Origin of the sequence: Pseudomonas frederiksbergensis (assembly GCF_003732705.1) — a bacterium.
Taxonomy (GTDB): Bacteria; Pseudomonadota; Gammaproteobacteria; order Pseudomonadales; family Pseudomonadaceae; genus Aquipseudomonas; species Aquipseudomonas frederiksbergensis_F.
In genome coordinates this window covers 58,255-76,125 of sequence record NZ_MOBR01000018.1, presented here as the reverse complement: position 1 = coordinate 76,125, position 17,871 = coordinate 58,255, and the positions used below count along the sequence as shown (strand labels likewise).

Sequence of the window (17,871 nt, the reverse complement as noted above, 5' to 3'; positions counted from 1 at the left end):
GGCAGGAACTCGACAGTAAAAAGCAAAACCCCGGCTCAAGGCCGGGGCGAAAAATTATGCTGCCGATTATTAACCAGATGGCCAGAAAATGCCGCCTGTCAGCGATACACCGGTTAAAGATAAATCCCCTGTGGGATTGCGTTATCAGACGGTGGCGGCGACTGCCGATTGATGGGTTTGCTCACGCCAGGCCAAAACTAAGTAAATCGCGCCACCGAGGAAGCAACCCGTGAACCAGGCAAAGTTGGCCATCGGTTGCAGCACCGGGGTGAAGGTGATCGCCACGCCCATCAGCGTTGCAGGAATCAACGCCTTGACCGCCGTCCAGTTGACCCCGCCGCTGTAGTAATACTTCCCGCTCGGCCCGTCATTGAACAGCGCATCCACATCGATCTGCTGCTTTTTGATCAGGTAGTAATCCACCAGCAAAATCCCGAACAACGGACCGATAAACGCCGCGAGTACGTCGAGGGTGTAATGAATCACTTCGGGGTTGTTGAACAGGTTCCACGGGGTGATGAAGATCGACGCCACCGCCGCGATCATACCGCCGGCACGCCAGCTGATTTTGCTGGGGGCTACGTTGGCGAAGTCGAACGCCGGGGACACGAAGTTGGCGACGATGTTGATGCCGATGGTCGCGGTGACAAAGGCGAAGGCACCGAGCAGTACCGCCACGCTGTTGTCGATGCGGGCCACGGTGGCAATCGGGTCGTGGAGCATTTCACCGAACACCGGCAAGGTGCCGGAGACGATCACCACGGTCACCAGCGAGAACGCCAGAAAATTTACCGGCAGGCCCCAGAAATTGCCCCGGCGCACGTCCGCCATGCTGCGGCAGTAGCGACTGAAATCGCCGAAATTCAAGGTCGGCCCGGAAAAGTACGACACCACTAGCGCCGTCGCGACGATCACTTGTCCGAAAGCTTCCCAACCGGACAGGGATTTTTCCGCGAGGGTGAAGCTGATGTTGCTCCAGCCGGCCTGCCAGACGATCCAGCCCGCGAGCATGAACATCACGCCGTAGACCACGGGACCGGCCCAATCGATAAAGCGGCGGATCGACTCCATGCCCGTCCAGAACACCAGCGCCTGAACGAACCACAGGCTGAGGAAACCGAACCAGCCCAGGTAGGACAAACCGGCAAAGTGCGGTTCGGCGTAGGCCGCCATCGTAGGAAAAAACCGCAGCACCACGATGATCAGCGCACTCGACGCCAAGTACGTCTGAATTCCGTACCAGGCCACCGCGATAAGGCCGCGAATGACCGCAGGAATATTCGCCCCGAACACCCCGAACGCCAATCGGCAGATCACCGGGTACGGCACCGCCGCTTGCTGGCTCGGTTTGGCGACCAGGTTGGCGATCAACTGCACGATGCAGATCCCGACGAGCAAGGCGATCAACACCTGCCAACTGGCCAGCCCGAGGGCGAATAGACTGGCGGCGAACACATAACCACCGACGCTGTGCACGTCGCTCATCCAGAAAGCGAAGATGTTGTACCAATTCCATTTCTGCGGCAGCGGCCCCAGGTCCTGGTTATACAGGCGGGGGCTGTAGCCGTTGGGCACTTGCTCGGTCATCGCGGGGCTCCTCGTCAGTACCGGCCCCTCACACTGCGTACGGGAGCCGGCATCGTTTGTATACGAGTTGCTACGCAGAATGCGTGCCATGCGGGTGAAAGGTGTGACAGATCAGGGGTTCTAGCAGGAATTAGGCTACGAAAGGAAAGAGCTATTGCCCATGAACAGGGCAGTGACGCCTATAAACAGTGCAGGGCTTTCTGTATACAACTGACTTGGGTGACTGCTTCGCAGTCAATTCGCGAGCAGGCTCGCTCCCACAAGGGATCTGTGTGAGATGAAGGTCTTGGGCCAAATACAAAACCACTGTGGGAGCGGGCTTGCTCGCGAAAGCGTCATCACAGACAACTCAAATCACCGCACCTTACGCGTAACCCAATGCCCAACAGCGCAAGCCACACCTGTCGCAAAAGCGCCCCACACCATGTCCATCACCGCCAACTGCGCGGACCACCCTTTCAGCGTCGCCCAGTTGCTCAAGTCATACGTGCCATAAGCCACCAACCCCAACAACGCGCCCAGCCGCGCGGCCCGTTGCCAGCTCTGCGCCGGCAACACCACAAACACCACACAACCGAGGACATAAAGGAGATAGAACGCCGCTGCCGGGGCCAGCAGCGGTTGGTCGAGCATCAGTGGTCCAAGTAGCGCGCGGTAGGTCGGCGCCATCAGCACGCCGAGCCAGAGGCCGTCGAGCACGAGAAACGCCAGCAAGGTGCCGGCGTAGGCTAACAAGGCTTTTTTCATCACACCCCAACCCCATGTCATCGATTTACATGGGGCTGGCGCGAGGTCAGCTTAGTTCAATGCGATCGGCATGAATGACGATCTGGCCGTTCTTGTACAACGCGCCGATAGCCTTCTTGAAGTTGCCTTTGCTGACACCAAACATGCTGCTGATCAAGGTGGGATCACTCTTGTCACTGATCGGCAGGGTGCCATTGTTGTCACGCAACTTGGCGAGGATCTTCGAGTTCAGACTGGTGGCTGCTTCTTCGCCCACCGGTTGCAGGCTCAGGCTGATCTTGCCGTCGGTGCGGACTTCTTTGATAAAACCCTTCTCTTCTTTACCGGCGCGCATGAACTTGAAGATTTCGTTCTTGTGGATCAAGCCCCAGTGCTTGTTGTTGATGATTGCCTTGAAGCCCATATCAGTCGCTTCGGCCACCAGCAGATCAACTTCCTGGCCCGGGGTGTAGTTGGACGGGGTTTTGTCCAGGTAACGGTCCAGACGCGCCGTGGCGGTGATGCGGCGGGTGTGCTTGTCGAGGTAGACGTGCACCACCACATACTCGCCGGCGGTCATCTGGCGTTTTTCTTCGGAGTACGGCAGCAACAGATCCTTCGGCAGACCCCAATCCAGGAACACGCCGATGCTGTTGACTTCAACGACTTTCAAACTGGCGAATTCACCGACCTGAACTTTCGGCGTTTCGGTAGTTGCGATGAGTTTGTCATCGCTGTCCAGATAAACAAAAACGTTGAGCCAATCTTCATCTTCGCTGGGAATATCTTTAGGGATATAACGATTCGGCAGAAGGATTTCGCCATCCGCGCCACCGTCCAGATATAAACCGAAGTTAGTGTGTTTAACCACTTGCAAACTGTTGTAGCGCCCGACTAAAGCCATTTCCAATACCCTCATTGCGTGGGCGGCATTCTACCCGGTTTTGCGGGCCGCGTTCGCCGGCCAGCCCGGTGGCGCGAGAAAATCCTCTGGAAGCCTTATTTTTCCTGGGCTTGTCTACAGTCTCGCGGCCGCTCGTCAGACAGATCCTACGCCCCAGGTCAGCATCCGCCGAGCCGAAGACGCTTTGCCACGGCCTGTCTTCTTATTTAAAACAGCAGCTTAGCCGGATAATTCGAACAATAACTTGTGAATAATCGAGTCATGGCCTCGGTTATTTCAGGGGGATATTTACCAAGCAATTGTCAAGCATTTCCTGTACGATGCCTGGCCAAGTTAATTTTCTACAGGTTAATGGCCGCCATGCGTGTAAAAGCATCCAACAGCAAAGCAAAGCCAGCTCCAGCCGTTGAAACCAGCGAATCGATCAACAACCAGATTGCTGCGTTCCTCAAGTCCGGTGGCGAGATCCAGCAAATTGCCAAAGGCGTCAGCGGCCAGACATTCGGCCCGTCGAAGCAAATCACGCTCGGCAAAAAGTAATACCCTGCTTTAACTGGTCCGTAAGCGCTTTGAACTTCGAAGCGCTTGGACTGGAACCTCCCCGGCACACCCCGCAAAACCCATCAATATTCCAGAAATCGACGAACGGCCCTCAATGCCGCGCATTCGCCGGTATGCTTGCACACGTCTAGATTAAGCGTTTCAGCAGATTATCGGTTCCTGCTTCCTCGCGGTCATGGAGTGACGCATGCTCAAACCCTCCTATCTATTACTCAGCGCCCTCCTCTTGTGGTGCTCGAGTGCCGACGCGCAAATCTTCCAGCGCGAATTGGGCGACTTCGATCTCAAACTCGGCACCACCCCCAGCCGCAGCATGGCCCAAGGGCTGGTCAAGCCCGCCAGCATCGGCTCATTCCACGGTGGTCTCGACTTGAGCCACGACAGCGGTTTCTACGTTGGCCAATGGTCACCGAGCGTAGGACTGAGCCCTGGCAGCAACCTCGAAGTCGATTCCTACATGGGCTTTAAACAACCCTTCGATAAAACCCTCGGCTACGAAGTCGGCATGATCCATTACAGCTATCCGAAAGTGGACACCCTCGACAGCCAGGAACTGTTCGGTGGCTTGACCTTTTTGGGCAGTCGTTTCGGCGCCGCGTTCAGCAACGACCCGGACAAACAGAACAGCACCGTATTCGCCGACCTCGGCGGCAATCAGCCGTTCGGCATCGGGATCAGCATGAAATACACCACCCACCAGCTCAACGCCCCGGTTTCCGTCGACGGTGGCATGGTCGGCAGTTTCACCGATTGGTCGCTGCAACTGTCCCGAGCCTTCATGGGCGTTGACCTGGACCTGATCTACAGCGACTCCAACCTCAGCGGCAGCGATTGCTCCGCCTACTCCGGGCACAACAGCCAGTGCGACGGGCTGGTGACTCTCAAGGCCGAACGCGCCTTCTATTGATCGGCTTGAACTGCCGGGCTTATCTTGCGTTCACATAGAGACACCTTCAAAGAAGCCAGGCCTTCGCAAGGACTCGCCCATGTCGCGCTGGTTTAAACGCGTTGCCCTCCTCATCACTATTATGTTGGCCCTCGGCGCTTGTAGCCGCATGGGCTTGGCCTACCGCAATCTCGACGTGATCATTCCCTGGACGCTCAGCGACTACCTGGACATGAACGGCGAGCAAAAAGGCTGGTTCAACGAGCGCCTCAAGGAACACCTGAGCTGGCACTGCACCACCCAGTTGCCGGGTTACCTTGACTGGCTTGACCGGTTGCAGGTAATGGTCGAGACCAATCAGGTCACCGACGACGCACTCAAGGCCCGCACCCTGGAAGCCAAGCAAGCCATCGCCCAGACCGCCAAGGAAATCACCCCTTCAGCCATTGAGCTGTTGCAAGGATTGGATGACCAGCAAGTGGCGGAGATGAACGACGCCTTCGCCAAGGACCAGCGCAAACGCCAGGAGGAATACCTCAAGCCTTCCCTCGATCAGCAAATCAAGGACCGTGGCGAGCGCATGGACAAGCGCCTGAATGACTGGCTGGGACCGCTCAGCGCCTCCCAGCAGCAACGAGTGACGGCGTGGTCGAAGGCCCTGGGCGATCAAAATCAACAATGGATCGCCAACCGCGTGCATTGGCAGAAACAGTTCAGTGCAGCCGTTGCGCAGCGCCAGAGTCCAGAATTCCCACAGAGAATCGAGATGCTTCTGGTCAATCGCGAGAGTTTATGGACACCGGCTTACCGCCAGGCCTACGCCAACACCGAGGCCCAAGCCCGAGGGTTGTTGGTGGATTTGATGGCCGAGAGCACGCCGGATCAACGGCAGCGGTTATTGAAGAAGATTGAAGGAGTGAGAAAAGATTTCAACGATCTGAAATGTCTGAAAGCGGTTAAACAAGGTTAAGCCCAACACAAACCGCACTGTGAAAAAAACCATGTGGGAGCGGGCTTGCTCGCGAAGGCGGTGTGACAGTCAACATTGATATCGACTGACACGCCGCTTTCGCGAGCAAGCCCGCTCCCACATTAGTTTCGTGGGGTTCTTCAGGCAATCTGCGGCTTCGATGCCACCTTATCAAACGTCACTTCATCGAGGGCATCTTGCTGCTCATCCAGCACCTGCCGCGGATGATCATTCCCCGGAATGCTGCTGTCGATCATGCTCAATAAACTCGAGCCCCGGAGCGTCAAAATGTAGTTCGAGCCGCTGCCGCCCTGATCTTCGGGCCGGGGCTCGATGTAGCCGCGTGCCAGCAATAATTTTTCGTATTCGCCGGCCACCGCTTTCAGGTGATCCAGATTTTCCGGCTGCTCGCCTTCGGATGCCTTCTCCGCCGCGTATTGCTCGGCATACGGCCGTGGCGTGAAGCTGCTGGCACCGTTCTGCACTTCGTGCAACAAGCGTTCAATCAAATCCCAGTTATAAGTCGTCATCCTTTCAACCTCCAAGCCAGAGTGTGTGATGGCCTTCATAGGTTGTGACCGGCAGGTTGGATAGCCGTTCAGCCGGGGTTTTGAACGGCGCTGACCGGTGGTATGTCGAAATTCCCACAAGCCGAACGACTAGGCTGTGTAAGCCAACTCCCAGCATCCCGCAGGAGAAAACCCGATGAACATTCAGAATCATCCCGTCGTATCGCGAGAAGAATGGCTCGCCGCCCGCAAGCAACACCTGGCCCACGAAAAAGCCTTCACCAAAGAACGCGACAAACTCAGCGCCGAACGCCGCGCCCTGCCCTGGGTGAAGATCGACAAGGACTACCGCTTCCAAGGTCCGAATGGCGAACTGAAACTGGCCGACCTGTTCGGCGACAACAGCCAGTTGATCATCTATCACTTCATGTTCGCCAAAGGCTGGGACGCAGGCTGCACCGGTTGCTCGTTCCTGTCCGACCACATCGACGGCGCCAACCTGCACCTGGCCCACCACGACGTGGCGGTGGTGGCGGTTTCCCACGCGCCGTTCGCCGAATTCCAGGCCTTCAAGCGGCGCATGGGCTGGAAATTCGATTGGGTGTCGTCAGAAGGTTGCGATTTCAACTACGACTTTGGCGTCTCCGCCCGAGCCGAAGACGTCGCCGCCGGAACGGCTACCTACAACTACGAAAAATCTGACTGGACCGAGGAAGAAATGCCCGGACTCAGCGTGTTTTATCGCAACGAAGCCGGCGACATCTTCCACACCTACTCCAGCTATGAACGGGGCCTGGACCTGCTGGTCGGCGCCTACAACTACCTCGACCTGACGCCCAAGGGCCGCAACGAAGAGGAAATCATGGAGTGGGTGAAGCATCACGACAAATACGACGACAAGGCGTCGTCCAGTTGCTGTCACGGAGGATAAGCGTCCCCCCTGTGGGAGTGAGCCTGCTCGCGAAAGCGGTACGTCAGACAACAAGGATATTGAATGTTAATCCGCCTTCGCGAGCAGGCTCGCTCCCACGAGTACTCAAGAATCCGGTGGCATCGGCTTCTTCACAAAATCCACAAACGCCCGCAGCGCCGGGGCCATTTGCCGCTGAGTCGGGTAATAAAGGTAAAAACCAGGGAAGGCCGGTGTCCACTCCGGCAACAAATGAACCAGCCGCCCCGAAGTAATGTGCTCCCGAACCTGATGCTCGAACAGGTACGCAATCCCCGCCCCTTCAAGCGCCACGCGGGTGAGCATTTCCGGCTCGGTGACCACCAGCGGACCGTTGACCGAAATCGCCAGCCGCTCACCGGCGCACTCAAACTCCCAGCGATAGAGACTGCCGTCAGTCGGCCAGCGATAGGACAAGCATTGATGCTCGCTCAAATCATGCGGCGTGTGCGGCGTGCCGAATTGCTCGATATACGCCGGTGAAGCCACGACCATCATCTCCAGATGCCCGCTCAACTCCACGGCAACCATGTCCTGATCAAGGCTTTCGCCGAGCCGAATCCCGACATCAAAACCACTGGCGACCATATCCACCAAGCGCTCGTCAGTCACGATATCGAGACTCACCCCGGGATAAGTGTTCAGGAACGGCCCGATCAACGGCGCCAAATAATGAATCGCCGCCACCCGTGGCGCATTGATGCGCAGTCGCCCGCTCGGCGGCGAGCCCGGCGTTTGCGTGACCCCGGCCAACGCCGCGTCCACCTCGTTGAGCGCCGGTTGCAGCCGCAACAACAACCGCGCGCCGGCATCGCTGGGCGACACACTGCGGGTGGTGCGGTTGAGCAAGCGCACATCCAGCCGCTCTTCCAGTTGGCGGATCGTTTGGCTCAGCGCTGACGCCGACATCCCCAAATGAGCCGCCGCTCGCACGAAACTGCCATGCTCGACCACCGCGACAAAGGCCCGAAGCTGGGCGTATTCACTGCCTCGCATTATGTATGGGTTCCTTAATAAGTCGGACCGATACTAACGCATTATCAAAGCAATGCGTCCGTCAATGTTCATACAGAGATCTGACTTGGCGGCTTAGATGCGGGCGGCGTTGTTGGCGTAGTCGGTGTGGCGCTGGCCAGAGACGTTGTTGTCTTGGGAGGTCATGGTGCGTTCGGTGACGATGTCGCTAAAATTCCTACGCTAACCTCGGAATCTGGCGCCTTGCATGGCCCGATCGATGAAGCTTATAGTCCGCCCGTCGCCCATATGGCGATTCAGGTTTGGCGACCTGATTACAGAGAATGCGAAGGCTATCAGCTTAATTGCAGGCGCCAACGCACCCGCAAAGCCGCTATTTTATGGCGGCTGTGCGCGGGAGATCTTCGGATCTGCCGGTTTCTCTGTACCGGTTCGCCAACCTGCGTACAGCTGCCACCCTCTCGTTTGGCGACGACTGAGTGACAGCATTGGCTAATCAAACAGAGATCTTCAAATGAATCGATACATGCCTCTCACCGGAATTGACTTGATCCCGGCCTCCCTGCTTATCGACACCGAAGCACCACTCGACGTCCTGCAAGCCATGGCGGATTACCGCATTCGCACGGTCACGCAGGTGTTGGAAAATATCGCCTATCGCGCCGAAATTGGTTGCGACACGGTGGTGCTGTCGGACTTTTCCAAACTACTGGTTATTCCGTTGCGGGATGGCTGTGATTTGATGGACGTGATTGGTCGGCGGTTGCGGGCGCAGGTTGCGGGGTGAATGAAAACGGGCGACCAGTTGGTCGCCCGTTTTGTTGCTGCATTTGTGTTTTCACGTAAACAAAGAGGACAGATTTATTTTCCGACCGACCTAATCCAAACAAAATAAATCTGCTCCCTTTTTCCCGTTACTTTTCGAGCTGAAATTGATCGGAAGACAATGCTAGCTGCGCAACAGTACGCCCCTCGGCATCACAAAACTCTACCTCATAGCCCTCAACTGGCAGACTATAATTTTCAATGATCGTCCCCCGCATACCAGCTCGCAGCCCTTCCCCCGGGATGTCCTCAGTCAATACGACAACATCAAAAAGCGAATAAGTCATCCGGCATTCCTTACTTGACATAAAGAGTCGTCATTCTAGGCGTGGACGAGCCTGGATCATATATCCAGCCAGTGCGAACAGTTGCCGTATTACCATTAGGCCCGGTTATTGGCATATCTATAGGAAAAAAGGGGACAGATTTATTTTGCGACTGACCTAAGACAAAAAAATAAATCTGTCCCCTTTTCTTCTTTTTCTTCTGCCTTTTCTTCTGTCCCCTTTTCCGCCTCTCTGTGTAGCCTCGTTACGAAAGTAGACGAGCACCACTCAAGCATGACAATCAGGAATATCAATATAAAAATTCTCGGAATAAATTTCCCAAGACATCCAACCTGGTCCCGGAGCAATATTGAGAACACCTTCCAGCAAGTACTCCCTAGAAGATGGACCAATACAAGACCGAGAACCAAACTCCTGTACTTCCTTTTTACCTGAAGAACTTTGACGATCTGGTGCGTACATACCGACCATCCTATATGAAAAAGCCACACCCTCAAAAACGAACCAACAGCCGCCAACAAATTCACTCATCGCATATGAACTTTCAGATTTGCTTTTATATTCAACCCATTCTCCTCCCACGCTGCGCGCCCTCAAAAAACCATCTACGAGTTCCCATTCAACATATTCAGTCTGTCTCGCCGCATCATAAATGTAGTGCACCGGAAACATGTCTTCTATCTGATGGCTTTCACCCTTACCACATTTAACTAGCGAGACACCATCTCTTCCACTCTTAACTTTACAATAAGGAATCACCAACCCTTTCTCAACAAAAACACGGAGAATCCCATTTTCATAACTTGACTGACCATAAGTACAATCAAATGTAACAAGCACGTCAAAATCTATCGAAACTCTCATTTGATTTTCTCCAGCACCACGGTGTTATGCTATCAAGTTCCGTAATAACGCTCCTATCTGTGCGAAGGAATATTTGCCCTGAAAAACCGAGTAGAAAAGAGGACAGATTTATTTTGCGACTGACCTAAGACCAACAAATAAATCTGTCCCCTTTTCTTCGGTCCTCTTTTCTTCGATAAAACAACACCGGTGCGAGGCCGGTGTTGGGAGAATGCCACTACTGTACAGTCAACTTAACTCAATTGATTTCAGCTGCCCTTCTCCATCGCACAAAATAACAACCGTACCGTAAGGGCAATCCAGAGTTATTACTTTGTCCTTGTACTCATCGTCAACAACCCCAGATGCTTTTCGAGTTGAGCTATCAAATCTAATCTCTAGAAAGTAGCCTTCCCCATTATCTTGATTTGGCACGGCATCTTTATTGCCTTGCGCAGACAAGATTTTTTGAATTTCCTCAATATGAATTGAAGCCATAAGCCCTCCGTAAACTCAAGGTCTGCATCCACTTTCGATTGCAATTCCGCTGTCACCTGTTGATTCAGAGAAAAAATGAACAAAGGAGACAGATTTATTTTTTGACTGACGTAAGACAAACAAATAAATCTGTCCCCTTTTTTCCCTAACAATATCTCCCTGCTCACACCTTGGACACAACATATAAAACTTCTCTAGTTTAATAAATTGGACAGATTTATTTTTCGACTGAGTTTAGCCAAACAAATAAAACCGCCCCCTTTTTACGCTTTCTCAATCCTTTGCACCAATTAAACTCTCACTTCAGCAAGTGAAATATTACCATAATAAAATTGAGCCACACCATCTTCAACTGATAAACACTCATTAGACTCAATCACACTCAGCCCGCAGCCTCCAAAATCCAAATACACTCCAACGCAACCTTCATCGACATCACTAATCCTGAACTCATATACAGACAAAACCTTCAACCCTAGATACTTATCCAACCCACTTAACGACTTAATCGGGTACGCAAAGTCATCATTTATCTCAGATAACTCCTGCAATTCTGGTTCTGAATCTAACTTTAAAAACCCTGCTACACCCTCGCTAATTGTTAGTGAGACCCATCCAGAGTCCGATAATTTAAAAAACAATACCAAACACTCACAAACCAAATTCCCGCTTATAAAAAATGAGCGAAATCTGACATCGCGCAATACCTCGTTGATCAACACAGTTTTTCGCCCTCCACATTAAAATTTAGAAGACTTTTCTGGAATCAATGTATCAAACTCGTACTTCCCATCTGGCAATACTCGCTAAAAAAAGGGACAGGTTTATTTTTCGACTCATCTTAGCCAAACAAATAAATCTGTCCCCTTTTCTCCTTCTTTTCTCCTCTTTTTTCCAGCCCCCTTTTTTCCACATTCATTCCCACTAAACTTTAATTGCGCCATGACTTTCAGGATTAAATCCTTCAGGCCAAATTGTTTTATCGTCATATGTGGCATTAAAAAAAACTGCCTCATCTATTCTTTTAACAGCAAGATTGACACCACACAAATTAGTCTTTTCGAAACAGGCGCTACCAATATCCGCCCCTTGCAAGTCGGACATTGAAAGATCAGCCTCAGAAAAATCGGCACCAATCGCCACAACATCTGAAAGATCTGCCTCTTTTAACTCCGCACCAATGAAGGTTGCATTCATAAGTGCAACGCCACGCATCACAACCCTATTTGATAGCGAATAATTAAAAGAGGCATTTCTCAGATGAGAGCCAGTGAAGTCAGCCCCAGAGACATTGAGACCATCAAAAATTGCACGATGAAGTTGTAAATCTCTAAGATTTGAGCTAATGAGATCATCTCCAGGCAACTCCAATATTTCACCGGTTTCAAAGTTAATAATCATTATTTGTTCCCCCAACCTACTGGATCAATTTTTACATCTGATATAGATCGAGTCCGACCCCAATTTGATGATTTCTCAGAAAGAACAAAGGGGACAGATTTATTTTTCGACTGGCCTAAGTCAAACAAATAAATCTGTCCCCTTTTCCACTTTGTCATCTACAACAGCCCCAGTTCCTTTTACACCGTCAGATAAGCTTTAAGACTCTAAGATCATGCAGAAACAACTCCGCCTCGGCTGCAGGCACACCGGCTAAAATATTGTCAATACCATCTTTTATGATGTGTTCAGTGATCAGTTGACGCGCGCTCGAATACCAATCTTGATGCCAGCCACCCGATAGAATCAGAAGGATTACTCGCCACATAAACTCCTCTACCGGGCGCTCAAAAGAATGTTCAAATTGATAGTCGACATACGCCATGACCTGTTCATGAGGCCACCCCTTCATCACAGCATGATCTCGACACCCCTCATAATAGCAGTCCAAAGCCCACGCTTTCAGGGTCTCATAAGTCAAACGCTCTTCGTGCAGCATCTTAAAGTCCTTTTTTGGTCGGACGAATTACGCCGCCATTGTCGAACACATTGACAGTAATGTTGGGGTACTTGGCCCTGAACAGTTCAATAACATTTGAACAACTTGCACAGGGCGCCCGCTCCGTCAGTAAATTAATACTCCCCTTCACCGAAGTATTCTCTCCCAGTTGCGCTGCGATATTGTTCAAAATTTTCGCCTCCGAATCTATCGCCCTGTTGAGCATCTGCGGGGGATTACTCGCAGTCGGTACAACCGAGCTTGGAAACGTCTCAGAGACCTCGCCAACAAATCCCATCACTTGCTGCTCGGCATTTGGTGTGCCGATACGGCTGGACGCTGCCATTGTCGGCTGAATACCCGAAATATCTATCTGAGCAACGCCCACATTACCACTTGTTTTTGCACTGCCTGTCAGCGTGGCACGCAAGTCTGCAACCTGCTGAATCAATACTGTTTGTGTGTCAGCCGGCACCAAGCCTTTTGCACCAATACCCGAGCCTCCCTCGGCTATCACCTCCCTCGCAACCCCTTTCCCAAAAACAGATCCCAAAACTTTGCCAACCCACGCCATTGGCAAAGGCGCGAGCGACCCGATTGCCAAGGCGTCTTTTGCCGCCTTCGCATTCCCTGCGCTGATCCAGCGCTGAGTTTCTGGGTCCGTCAGGTCAATGCCGGCTCCACTGGCAACACACGAAGCGTCGCCACAAGGCAGAAAGCGCGGGTTGAACGCCTCCCCTTCTACAAGAACAGGCGAGCGGAAACCACCCTGAGCATCCAATACCCTACCCGAGAGACGATCACGAACCTCATCACTGACATTGGAAAAAAAGGGGACAGATTTATTTTTCGACTGTCCTAAGACAAACAAATAAATATGTCCTCTTTCCTTCCGCTTTTCTTCCTTTTCTTCGTTGCTTTTCTTCTCCTTCTAACTTTTCAAGTACATTTGTTTTTCAGCTCAAAAACTGTCTCATAACACTTGGCGTAGCAACAGAAACAAAACCCCGCTCAAAATCGTCAAACGCCCCAACAGCTTTAAATATCAAACTATTTTTTTCACAAATATAATAAAGAAAATCAACATCCTTAGCTATGTCGCCGGACCAACCAACCTCAAGAATAGTTTTAACTTCAGCCTCATCAGGCAATGCCACGATATATGAGCAGCGCTCATCAGAAATAGCATTTATAGCACTTACAATAGATGATTTTGATAGACGCACAGCGCCGAAAAACTTCACTCCGCCACCACCCTCAACAGCAAGTTCTTGTGAGTCACTGCCACCTAGGATTTCGACTCCTCTTAACCTCAATGCGCCCCACAACTTGTGATAACGAACTATTCGCGTATCTGGCTGCCATGCAGAGTTACCTAAGAACAACCAAATTTCATATCTTTGAGTTTTCAGACTCACCAGATCAAATAAAAACCCCAACGTATCAACCAAAGAAACTTTTAACTTTCCAACAACCAAAAAACTTGCTGCCGAGAGCGTCCCCCTGTCCACTTGACCTACGTCAAGTACATTGTTAGAAGTTGATATATCAGCGACGCTCAAAACTTGAATATCAATAGTCATAGTGATTTCCAGACTCATCATTAAAGTGCGGACCACGATTCTGTGAGTTTCCTGAGCCATAGCAAAAAAGGGGACAGATTTATTTTCCGACTATAGGCATGCTGTTCATCCGCTGCCGAAGCCAACGTCAAATCACCAATCGCACTCATGCTCACATCGCGCTTGGCGTCGATCTGACTGGCGATTGCGGTGATGTCACGACCGGCGTTGACGGTCAGACTCTGGCCCGCATCGACGGTTGAGCCGTACTGTGTGACGGTTTCGTTGTGGTGCAGTCCGCGCTCGCCGTTGATGACCTGTTCGGCGGAAACGAGGTTGATGTCTCGCCCGGCATTGATCGTGGTATCAGCGCCGCTTTTCCAAATAAATAAATCTGTCCCCTTTTCCGCCTTCTCCCTCCAAACTTAATTTTTTATTAATACAGTAGGTGCAGAAAAAGCGTCGCGAACATGTTCAACAAGAACAGCCAGGTCATCATATGCAACAGGACCAATCCATGGCTCATATTTGGAAAAATACTGACCTTTAGTCATATTCTCCTTCTCCGCCGCCTCACTAATTTCCCACATTCTTGCAGGCCCTATCATCCAATTTATTCCAGGAAGCCCTTCGCGCTTGTGCGGGACGAGTCTCCACACGATTGCCCCAAGATAACTTTCCAAGACCAGCCTTAATTTATTAACGACCTCATCATTCTCATTCTTAAATCTAAACGCAACATATGGAGGATATCCCGAACGGTCCTCACGTTCGAGACTATTTCCCACCCTAACTGTTGGATAGCGTTGCTGGTACTTTCTCCATTCCAAAGGACTGATATCATGGAGAACATTCAATAATTCACCCTCTGGATTTTCGATCTTCAAACCATTAAATCCCATTTAACTTATCAGAGATGCTCACACCATTGGGTTTCACGGTCAAGGGGACAGATTTATTTTCCGACTGACCTAAGCCAAACAAATAAATCCGTCCCCTTTTCTTAAAACAAATAAATCCGTCCCCTTTTCTTACACGCGCAACGTCACTCGTGGTGACGCTTATGCACCCGTAGGATCAGATTACCGACTGGGTCGGCAAAAAATTCCCGACACGGGTTATGATCCTATCAACGATAGTCTCGGCAGTACTGGGCCTATTTATTCAGAATAAATCAGAAAGAAAGCTGATCCAAAATCTCTCTCACTTTTACAGTATCTTCCGGATGAAGACTTACATACTTATCACATGCTAGCCGTATGTATTTAGAGCAAATCTCTTCACTTACAACGACTGTATCTTCATTTTTTGGCGGATAACCATAAGCGAACTCAACACCTTCAAAATGTTCCTCCTCAAAAAAACTATTTAAATCAGGAAAATTGCAGTACGCACCATCCGTACTGAAGCCCCACCTTTTCACCAATAGCTCAAGAGATTTTATAAAATTACCATCGTGATACATCCGATCAAAATACCCCTTCACTATCCAGTAAGGGTCTGAATCAGTATATGGCTGTCCAAATAGCTCTTTCATATCAATCCTCACTGGGGGTGAAAGTTAGTAACTGCCCCTGTAGCCTTGTCAAGGTAGACCCTAAAGCTAACGCCCCCGGCAGTAGCATCATATTGAGTCACCCCCTTCGACAAAGCACCCCTGTATCCACTCGCCGCAGCCTGCTGTCCAAGATCAAGGATCTTTTGATCAGAGAAGACCTTCGGATCATAAACAGTCTTATTAAACTCTTTCGCTTTATAGCCGATCACATTTCCAGCTCGATCATAAGCCGGTATCTGATATTCAATATTTGTAATCCCCTTAACAGAAGTCGGTGTCTCATCCAATATCTTTATGCCATTTGAAGATGCGGCCTGAGAGAATGCATCAAGATTATGGGTTCCGCTAACCCCACTTTTCTGGGTCAATCCATCGAAACTACTCAGATGGTTTTTGATGTTCGGATTAAAGCTCATGCCTTCCGGGAAGCTTGCAGCCCCTTTTGTACCATCAAATTACCGGAGTAAAAACCTCTCTTTTAGTCTTTTCACAATTTGGTTCATGGCTACAAGCGGGTCAATACCATCTTGAGAGTAAATACTGCATGAAGCCATATCTTCCGGATAATCGAAGTCTGCATAGATCTCCTGAAGCCTGTTTATTTTGTTTTCGTCACTGTCATTCGATGCGTCTAGACAAAGTAGAAACGCTAAACGCCACTTATCCATATCGGCAACACAATTCGTCATCTCCATTTGTTTTGAGATGACCTCAAGAAGCTCTTCATCGCTTAAATATTCGCCTCCAGCAATGATAGCCACGCGTTCGCTTTCGCAACCGTCTAAAAGCTGATTAATGGCATATTCAAAAATATCTTCTCGCCTTATCCAGCTCTTCCTAAATCCCAAAAAAATGGTTGACCAACAAGCCAAACCCAAACCAATCAATACACCAAATGGAGACATCACCTTCCCCTTATTTTTTCGGAATCTGGTTGGGCAGACCAGTTACTTGGCCACTTGGGATAAAGCGTCGATGAGTCACGTTGCCTTCATCAACAATCCATTCAAAAACCCCACCAACTCCGTTATTACTGCCTTCAATTTGTCTTAACTCGGACACTCTAACCACCTCGCCACCAGGACCTTTGGTTGGTATCTCAAATTTTGCTGCATCACCAGCATAGTTATCAATTATGTCATTAAACCCATGCTGACCATCAGGAAGTTTATTTGCGCTCCCGACTCTAGGACTCCCTATGACTGAGTTATCAATTGCTTTTGCACCAACTAATTTCTATTTTTTATTTCTTCAATCCCAGCAAATGCTTAAATGGACCTTCATCTAAATCAAGTCCAATATCCAGAATCAGCTGAACAGCCTCATTATATTCTTCGTCCGTGATAGAAATATCATATTCGCAAATATGATCGCACAAAATCTCAAAGGCTAGGCTCTCTTCATTATACGCAACATAATCCAAGGCTCCTTGGAGAAGATCAGATTCTAATCGACCTTCAAACTTTCTTCCAAACTTAATAATACGGTCTGCGAACATAAATTCTACTTAATTGGCTTGTAGGGTGGAATCGGAGCATCATCAGGAAAGGCAGTAATAACCTTTCCTGTAGCCGGCTGGTATACAACTCGCATTCGCACACCATCACGAGTTTCATAAGCAACCCATTTAGCAGCATCTCCTTTAGCTGTATAAGCCCCACCGGTCCCTGTTTGCGCGTACCACTTAGTGCTCGGAGATGTCGTGATATCACCAATCGCATCAACAATCCTATCTCCTGACCAACTTTCAGGAAAGACTGTCTTCCCTTCCTGCCCTGGCCACATATGCCCACCGCTGCCTGGCTTATCGCCGTACAAAATATGTTGCTTTGCTTCAGGAGAAAGAATGTCAACGTAGTCCTTTCCAAGACCTTTTGCACCATTTAACTATCTAAGTATGGAGACGACTTTAGTATTTCATCAACATCCTGCCTTGCTAGCTCCGCCCACTCAGGCTTTATCTCACCAAGCAGTTGTACGAATCTAGAAAAATAAACTCTTCTTGTATCACAATTACCCGCTCTATTATCAAGTTCATACTTAACAGCCATCTGCCGCACGACCCTGCTCATAATCCAATAAAGTAATTCATCTAAGGAACCGGTCGATTTATTATATATTTCATAACCTCGCTCAGAAGACACATAGCTAAAGCTATTGTCGTGAAGTTCGACATAAGGCGCCCCATCATCTGCGGGGGCAGACAGGACGATCAACGACGATTTTGGTGCATCAACTATTTTTCCAAGCTCGTCAACCATAGATTGTATTTCATGAATAGAGGCAACCATT

General features: G+C 50.3%; 27 protein-coding genes and 1 pseudogene. 5 read left to right on the top strand and 23 right to left on the bottom strand.

Features of this window, described 5'->3' with window-relative positions; genetic code table 11:
• Positions 1 to 144 precede the first annotated feature (144 nt).
• The 3 genes from BK667_RS20175 to BK667_RS20165 all read right to left on the bottom strand — a co-directional run bounded on the left by BK667_RS20175 (position 145) and on the right by BK667_RS20165 (position 3,217).
• Complete coding sequence (locus BK667_RS20175) at positions 145 to 1,587, bottom strand: NCS1 family nucleobase:cation symporter-1 (RefSeq protein ID WP_123598678.1); 1,443 nt, start codon at positions 1,585 to 1,587, stop codon at positions 145 to 147.
• Positions 1,588 to 1,941: 354 nt separating this feature from the next.
• Positions 1,942 to 2,334 (bottom strand): DUF2177 family protein, encoded by a 393-nt coding sequence (locus BK667_RS20170; RefSeq protein WP_123598677.1) that lies wholly within the window; start codon positions 2,332 to 2,334, stop codon positions 1,942 to 1,944.
• Between the two features lie 46 nt (positions 2,335 to 2,380).
• The gene (locus tag BK667_RS20165) at positions 2,381 to 3,217 is read right to left on the bottom strand and encodes a CvfB family protein (protein WP_123406390.1); all 837 of its coding nucleotides are present in this window, start codon (positions 3,215 to 3,217) and stop codon (positions 2,381 to 2,383) included.
• A gap of 351 nt (positions 3,218 to 3,568) precedes the next feature.
• On the opposite strand from BK667_RS20165, the gene BK667_RS20160 reads away from it, so the two are divergent.
• The 3 genes from BK667_RS20160 to BK667_RS20150 all read left to right on the top strand — a co-directional run bounded on the left by BK667_RS20160 (position 3,569) and on the right by BK667_RS20150 (position 5,634).
• Positions 3,569 to 3,757 (top strand): PFL_1563 family small protein, encoded by a 189-nt coding sequence (locus BK667_RS20160; protein ID WP_017337097.1) that lies wholly within the window; start codon positions 3,569 to 3,571, stop codon positions 3,755 to 3,757.
• Between the two features lie 208 nt (positions 3,758 to 3,965).
• Positions 3,966 to 4,685, top strand: a complete 720-nt coding sequence (locus tag BK667_RS20155; protein ID WP_123515373.1) for a TorF family putative porin — start codon at positions 3,966 to 3,968, stop codon at positions 4,683 to 4,685.
• Between the two features lie 79 nt (positions 4,686 to 4,764).
• Positions 4,765 to 5,634, top strand: a complete 870-nt coding sequence (locus BK667_RS20150; RefSeq protein ID WP_123598676.1) for a DUF6279 family lipoprotein — start codon at positions 4,765 to 4,767, stop codon at positions 5,632 to 5,634.
• A gap of 140 nt (positions 5,635 to 5,774) precedes the next feature.
• Here BK667_RS20150 and BK667_RS20140 read toward each other — a convergent pair whose 3' ends face one another.
• Positions 5,775 to 6,164: a transcriptional regulator gene (locus BK667_RS20140; protein WP_123598675.1), complete on the bottom strand. Its 390-nt coding sequence runs from the start codon at positions 6,162 to 6,164 to the stop codon at positions 5,775 to 5,777.
• Positions 6,165 to 6,339: 175 nt separating this feature from the next.
• Between BK667_RS20140 and BK667_RS20135 the strand changes: the two genes are divergently transcribed.
• The gene (locus BK667_RS20135; RefSeq protein ID WP_123515393.1) at positions 6,340 to 7,074 is read left to right on the top strand and encodes a DUF899 domain-containing protein; all 735 of its coding nucleotides are present in this window, start codon (positions 6,340 to 6,342) and stop codon (positions 7,072 to 7,074) included.
• Between the two features lie 105 nt (positions 7,075 to 7,179).
• Here BK667_RS20135 and BK667_RS20130 read toward each other — a convergent pair whose 3' ends face one another.
• Positions 7,180 to 8,088: a LysR family transcriptional regulator gene (locus BK667_RS20130; protein WP_123598674.1), complete on the bottom strand. Its 909-nt coding sequence runs from the start codon at positions 8,086 to 8,088 to the stop codon at positions 7,180 to 7,182.
• 493 nt (positions 8,089 to 8,581) lie between these two features.
• On the opposite strand from BK667_RS20130, the gene BK667_RS20125 reads away from it, so the two are divergent.
• On the top strand, positions 8,582 to 8,854 hold the full coding sequence (locus BK667_RS20125) for a hypothetical protein (protein ID WP_123406379.1): 273 nt from the start codon (positions 8,582 to 8,584) through the stop codon (positions 8,852 to 8,854).
• 127 nt (positions 8,855 to 8,981) lie between these two features.
• Here the strand turns inward: BK667_RS20125 and BK667_RS20120 are convergent, their stop codons facing one another.
• The 18 genes and pseudogenes from BK667_RS20120 to BK667_RS20045 all read right to left on the bottom strand — a co-directional run bounded on the left by BK667_RS20120 (position 8,982) and on the right by BK667_RS20045 (position 17,870).
• Positions 8,982 to 9,179, bottom strand: a complete 198-nt coding sequence (locus BK667_RS20120; protein WP_123598673.1) for a DUF4926 domain-containing protein — start codon at positions 9,177 to 9,179, stop codon at positions 8,982 to 8,984.
• A 10-nt stretch (positions 9,180 to 9,189) separates the two neighbouring features.
• Entirely contained in the window at positions 9,190 to 9,300 is a 111-nt protein-coding gene (locus BK667_RS34015) for a DUF6883 domain-containing protein (protein WP_375539180.1), read from the bottom strand.
• Positions 9,301 to 9,446: 146 nt separating this feature from the next.
• Positions 9,447 to 10,043, bottom strand: a complete 597-nt coding sequence (locus tag BK667_RS20115; protein WP_259698133.1) for a hypothetical protein — start codon at positions 10,041 to 10,043, stop codon at positions 9,447 to 9,449.
• A gap of 228 nt (positions 10,044 to 10,271) precedes the next feature.
• Positions 10,272 to 10,520: a hypothetical protein gene (locus BK667_RS20110; RefSeq protein ID WP_123598672.1), complete on the bottom strand. Its 249-nt coding sequence runs from the start codon at positions 10,518 to 10,520 to the stop codon at positions 10,272 to 10,274.
• A gap of 290 nt (positions 10,521 to 10,810) precedes the next feature.
• Positions 10,811 to 11,242, bottom strand: coding sequence for a hypothetical protein (locus BK667_RS20105; protein ID WP_123598671.1), 432 nt, complete (start codon positions 11,240 to 11,242; stop codon positions 10,811 to 10,813).
• A 202-nt stretch (positions 11,243 to 11,444) separates the two neighbouring features.
• Positions 11,445 to 11,921, bottom strand: a complete 477-nt coding sequence (locus tag BK667_RS20100; protein ID WP_259698132.1) for a pentapeptide repeat-containing protein — start codon at positions 11,919 to 11,921, stop codon at positions 11,445 to 11,447.
• 187 nt (positions 11,922 to 12,108) lie between these two features.
• Positions 12,109 to 12,459 carry a hypothetical protein gene (locus tag BK667_RS20095; protein ID WP_221179172.1) on the bottom strand — a complete coding sequence of 117 codons (351 nt, stop codon included), beginning with the start codon at positions 12,457 to 12,459 and terminating at the stop codon, positions 12,109 to 12,111.
• Position 12,460: 1 nt separating this feature from the next.
• Entirely contained in the window at positions 12,461 to 13,330 is an 870-nt protein-coding gene (locus BK667_RS20090; protein WP_123598670.1) for a deaminase domain-containing protein, read from the bottom strand.
• An 85-nt stretch (positions 13,331 to 13,415) separates the two neighbouring features.
• The gene (locus BK667_RS20085; protein WP_148060148.1) at positions 13,416 to 14,042 is read right to left on the bottom strand and encodes a hypothetical protein; all 627 of its coding nucleotides are present in this window, start codon (positions 14,040 to 14,042) and stop codon (positions 13,416 to 13,418) included.
• 20 nt (positions 14,043 to 14,062) lie between these two features.
• Entirely contained in the window at positions 14,063 to 14,317 is a 255-nt protein-coding gene (locus BK667_RS20080; RefSeq protein WP_259698134.1) for a hemagglutinin repeat-containing protein, read from the bottom strand.
• Between the two features lie 129 nt (positions 14,318 to 14,446).
• Positions 14,447 to 14,908 carry a hypothetical protein gene (locus BK667_RS33090; RefSeq protein WP_148060147.1) on the bottom strand — a complete coding sequence of 154 codons (462 nt, stop codon included), beginning with the start codon at positions 14,906 to 14,908 and terminating at the stop codon, positions 14,447 to 14,449.
• Between the two features lie 287 nt (positions 14,909 to 15,195).
• A complete protein-coding gene (cdiI, locus tag BK667_RS20070; protein ID WP_072435133.1) occupies positions 15,196 to 15,558 on the bottom strand; it encodes a ribonuclease toxin immunity protein CdiI in 363 nt (120 codons plus the stop codon).
• An 8-nt stretch (positions 15,559 to 15,566) separates the two neighbouring features.
• Positions 15,567 to 15,995, bottom strand: a complete 429-nt coding sequence (locus tag BK667_RS20065; RefSeq protein ID WP_123598666.1) for a CdiA family toxin C-terminal domain-containing protein — start codon at positions 15,993 to 15,995, stop codon at positions 15,567 to 15,569.
• A 39-nt stretch (positions 15,996 to 16,034) separates the two neighbouring features.
• The gene (locus BK667_RS20060; RefSeq protein WP_123598665.1) at positions 16,035 to 16,484 is read right to left on the bottom strand and encodes a DUF2247 family protein; all 450 of its coding nucleotides are present in this window, start codon (positions 16,482 to 16,484) and stop codon (positions 16,035 to 16,037) included.
• A gap of 10 nt (positions 16,485 to 16,494) precedes the next feature.
• Entirely contained in the window at positions 16,495 to 16,641 is a 147-nt protein-coding gene (locus BK667_RS33305) for a hypothetical protein (RefSeq protein ID WP_185058253.1), read from the bottom strand.
• A gap of 181 nt (positions 16,642 to 16,822) precedes the next feature.
• On the bottom strand, positions 16,823 to 17,077 hold the full coding sequence (locus tag BK667_RS20055; protein ID WP_123598664.1) for a MafI family immunity protein: 255 nt from the start codon (positions 17,075 to 17,077) through the stop codon (positions 16,823 to 16,825).
• A 5-nt stretch (positions 17,078 to 17,082) separates the two neighbouring features.
• Positions 17,083 to 17,451: pseudogene (locus BK667_RS34010) on the bottom strand (EndoU domain-containing protein); the annotation flags it as partial.
• Positions 17,452 to 17,462: 11 nt separating this feature from the next.
• Entirely contained in the window at positions 17,463 to 17,870 is a 408-nt protein-coding gene (locus tag BK667_RS20045; RefSeq protein ID WP_123598663.1) for an Imm63 family immunity protein, read from the bottom strand.
• Position 17,871: the final 1 nt, after the last annotated feature.

Excerpts from the sequence above, each read along its gene's own strand:
- BK667_RS20100 (WP_259698132.1), bottom strand. The coding sequence starts at position 11,921 with ATGATTATTAACTTTGAAACCGGTGAAATATTGGAGTTGCCTGGAGAT.
- BK667_RS20135 (WP_123515393.1), top strand. The coding sequence starts at position 6,340 with ATGAACATTCAGAATCATCCCGTCGTATCGCGAGAAGAATGGCTCGCC.
- BK667_RS20175 (WP_123598678.1), bottom strand. The coding sequence starts at position 1,587 with ATGACCGAGCAAGTGCCCAACGGCTACAGCCCCCGCCTGTATAACCAG.
- BK667_RS20085 (WP_148060148.1), bottom strand. The coding sequence starts at position 14,042 with ATGACTATTGATATTCAAGTTTTGAGCGTCGCTGATATATCAACTTCT.
- BK667_RS20170 (WP_123598677.1), bottom strand. The coding sequence starts at position 2,334 with ATGAAAAAAGCCTTGTTAGCCTACGCCGGCACCTTGCTGGCGTTTCTC.
- BK667_RS20065 (WP_123598666.1), bottom strand. The coding sequence starts at position 15,995 with ATGAGCTTTAATCCGAACATCAAAAACCATCTGAGTAGTTTCGATGGA.
- BK667_RS20120 (WP_123598673.1), bottom strand. The coding sequence starts at position 9,179 with ATGACTTATTCGCTTTTTGATGTTGTCGTATTGACTGAGGACATCCCG.
- cdiI (WP_072435133.1), bottom strand. The coding sequence starts at position 15,558 with ATGAAAGAGCTATTTGGACAGCCATATACTGATTCAGACCCTTACTGG.
- BK667_RS20130 (WP_123598674.1), bottom strand. The coding sequence starts at position 8,088 with ATGCGAGGCAGTGAATACGCCCAGCTTCGGGCCTTTGTCGCGGTGGTC.
- BK667_RS20115 (WP_259698133.1), bottom strand. The coding sequence starts at position 10,043 with ATGAGAGTTTCGATAGATTTTGACGTGCTTGTTACATTTGATTGTACT.
- BK667_RS20110 (WP_123598672.1), bottom strand. The coding sequence starts at position 10,520 with ATGGCTTCAATTCATATTGAGGAAATTCAAAAAATCTTGTCTGCGCAA.
- BK667_RS20150 (WP_123598676.1), top strand. The coding sequence starts at position 4,765 with ATGTCGCGCTGGTTTAAACGCGTTGCCCTCCTCATCACTATTATGTTG.
- BK667_RS20095 (WP_221179172.1), bottom strand. The coding sequence starts at position 12,459 with ATGCTGCACGAAGAGCGTTTGACTTATGAGACCCTGAAAGCGTGGGCT.
- BK667_RS20125 (WP_123406379.1), top strand. The coding sequence starts at position 8,582 with ATGAATCGATACATGCCTCTCACCGGAATTGACTTGATCCCGGCCTCC.
- BK667_RS20055 (WP_123598664.1), bottom strand. The coding sequence starts at position 17,077 with ATGTTCGCAGACCGTATTATTAAGTTTGGAAGAAAGTTTGAAGGTCGA.
- BK667_RS20140 (WP_123598675.1), bottom strand. The coding sequence starts at position 6,164 with ATGACGACTTATAACTGGGATTTGATTGAACGCTTGTTGCACGAAGTG.
- BK667_RS20060 (WP_123598665.1), bottom strand. The coding sequence starts at position 16,484 with ATGTCTCCATTTGGTGTATTGATTGGTTTGGGTTTGGCTTGTTGGTCA.
- BK667_RS20165 (WP_123406390.1), bottom strand. The coding sequence starts at position 3,217 with ATGGCTTTAGTCGGGCGCTACAACAGTTTGCAAGTGGTTAAACACACT.
- BK667_RS20045 (WP_123598663.1), bottom strand. The coding sequence starts at position 17,870 with ATGGTTGCCTCTATTCATGAAATACAATCTATGGTTGACGAGCTTGGA.
- BK667_RS20160 (WP_017337097.1), top strand. The coding sequence starts at position 3,569 with ATGGCCGCCATGCGTGTAAAAGCATCCAACAGCAAAGCAAAGCCAGCT.
- BK667_RS20155 (WP_123515373.1), top strand. The coding sequence starts at position 3,966 with ATGCTCAAACCCTCCTATCTATTACTCAGCGCCCTCCTCTTGTGGTGC.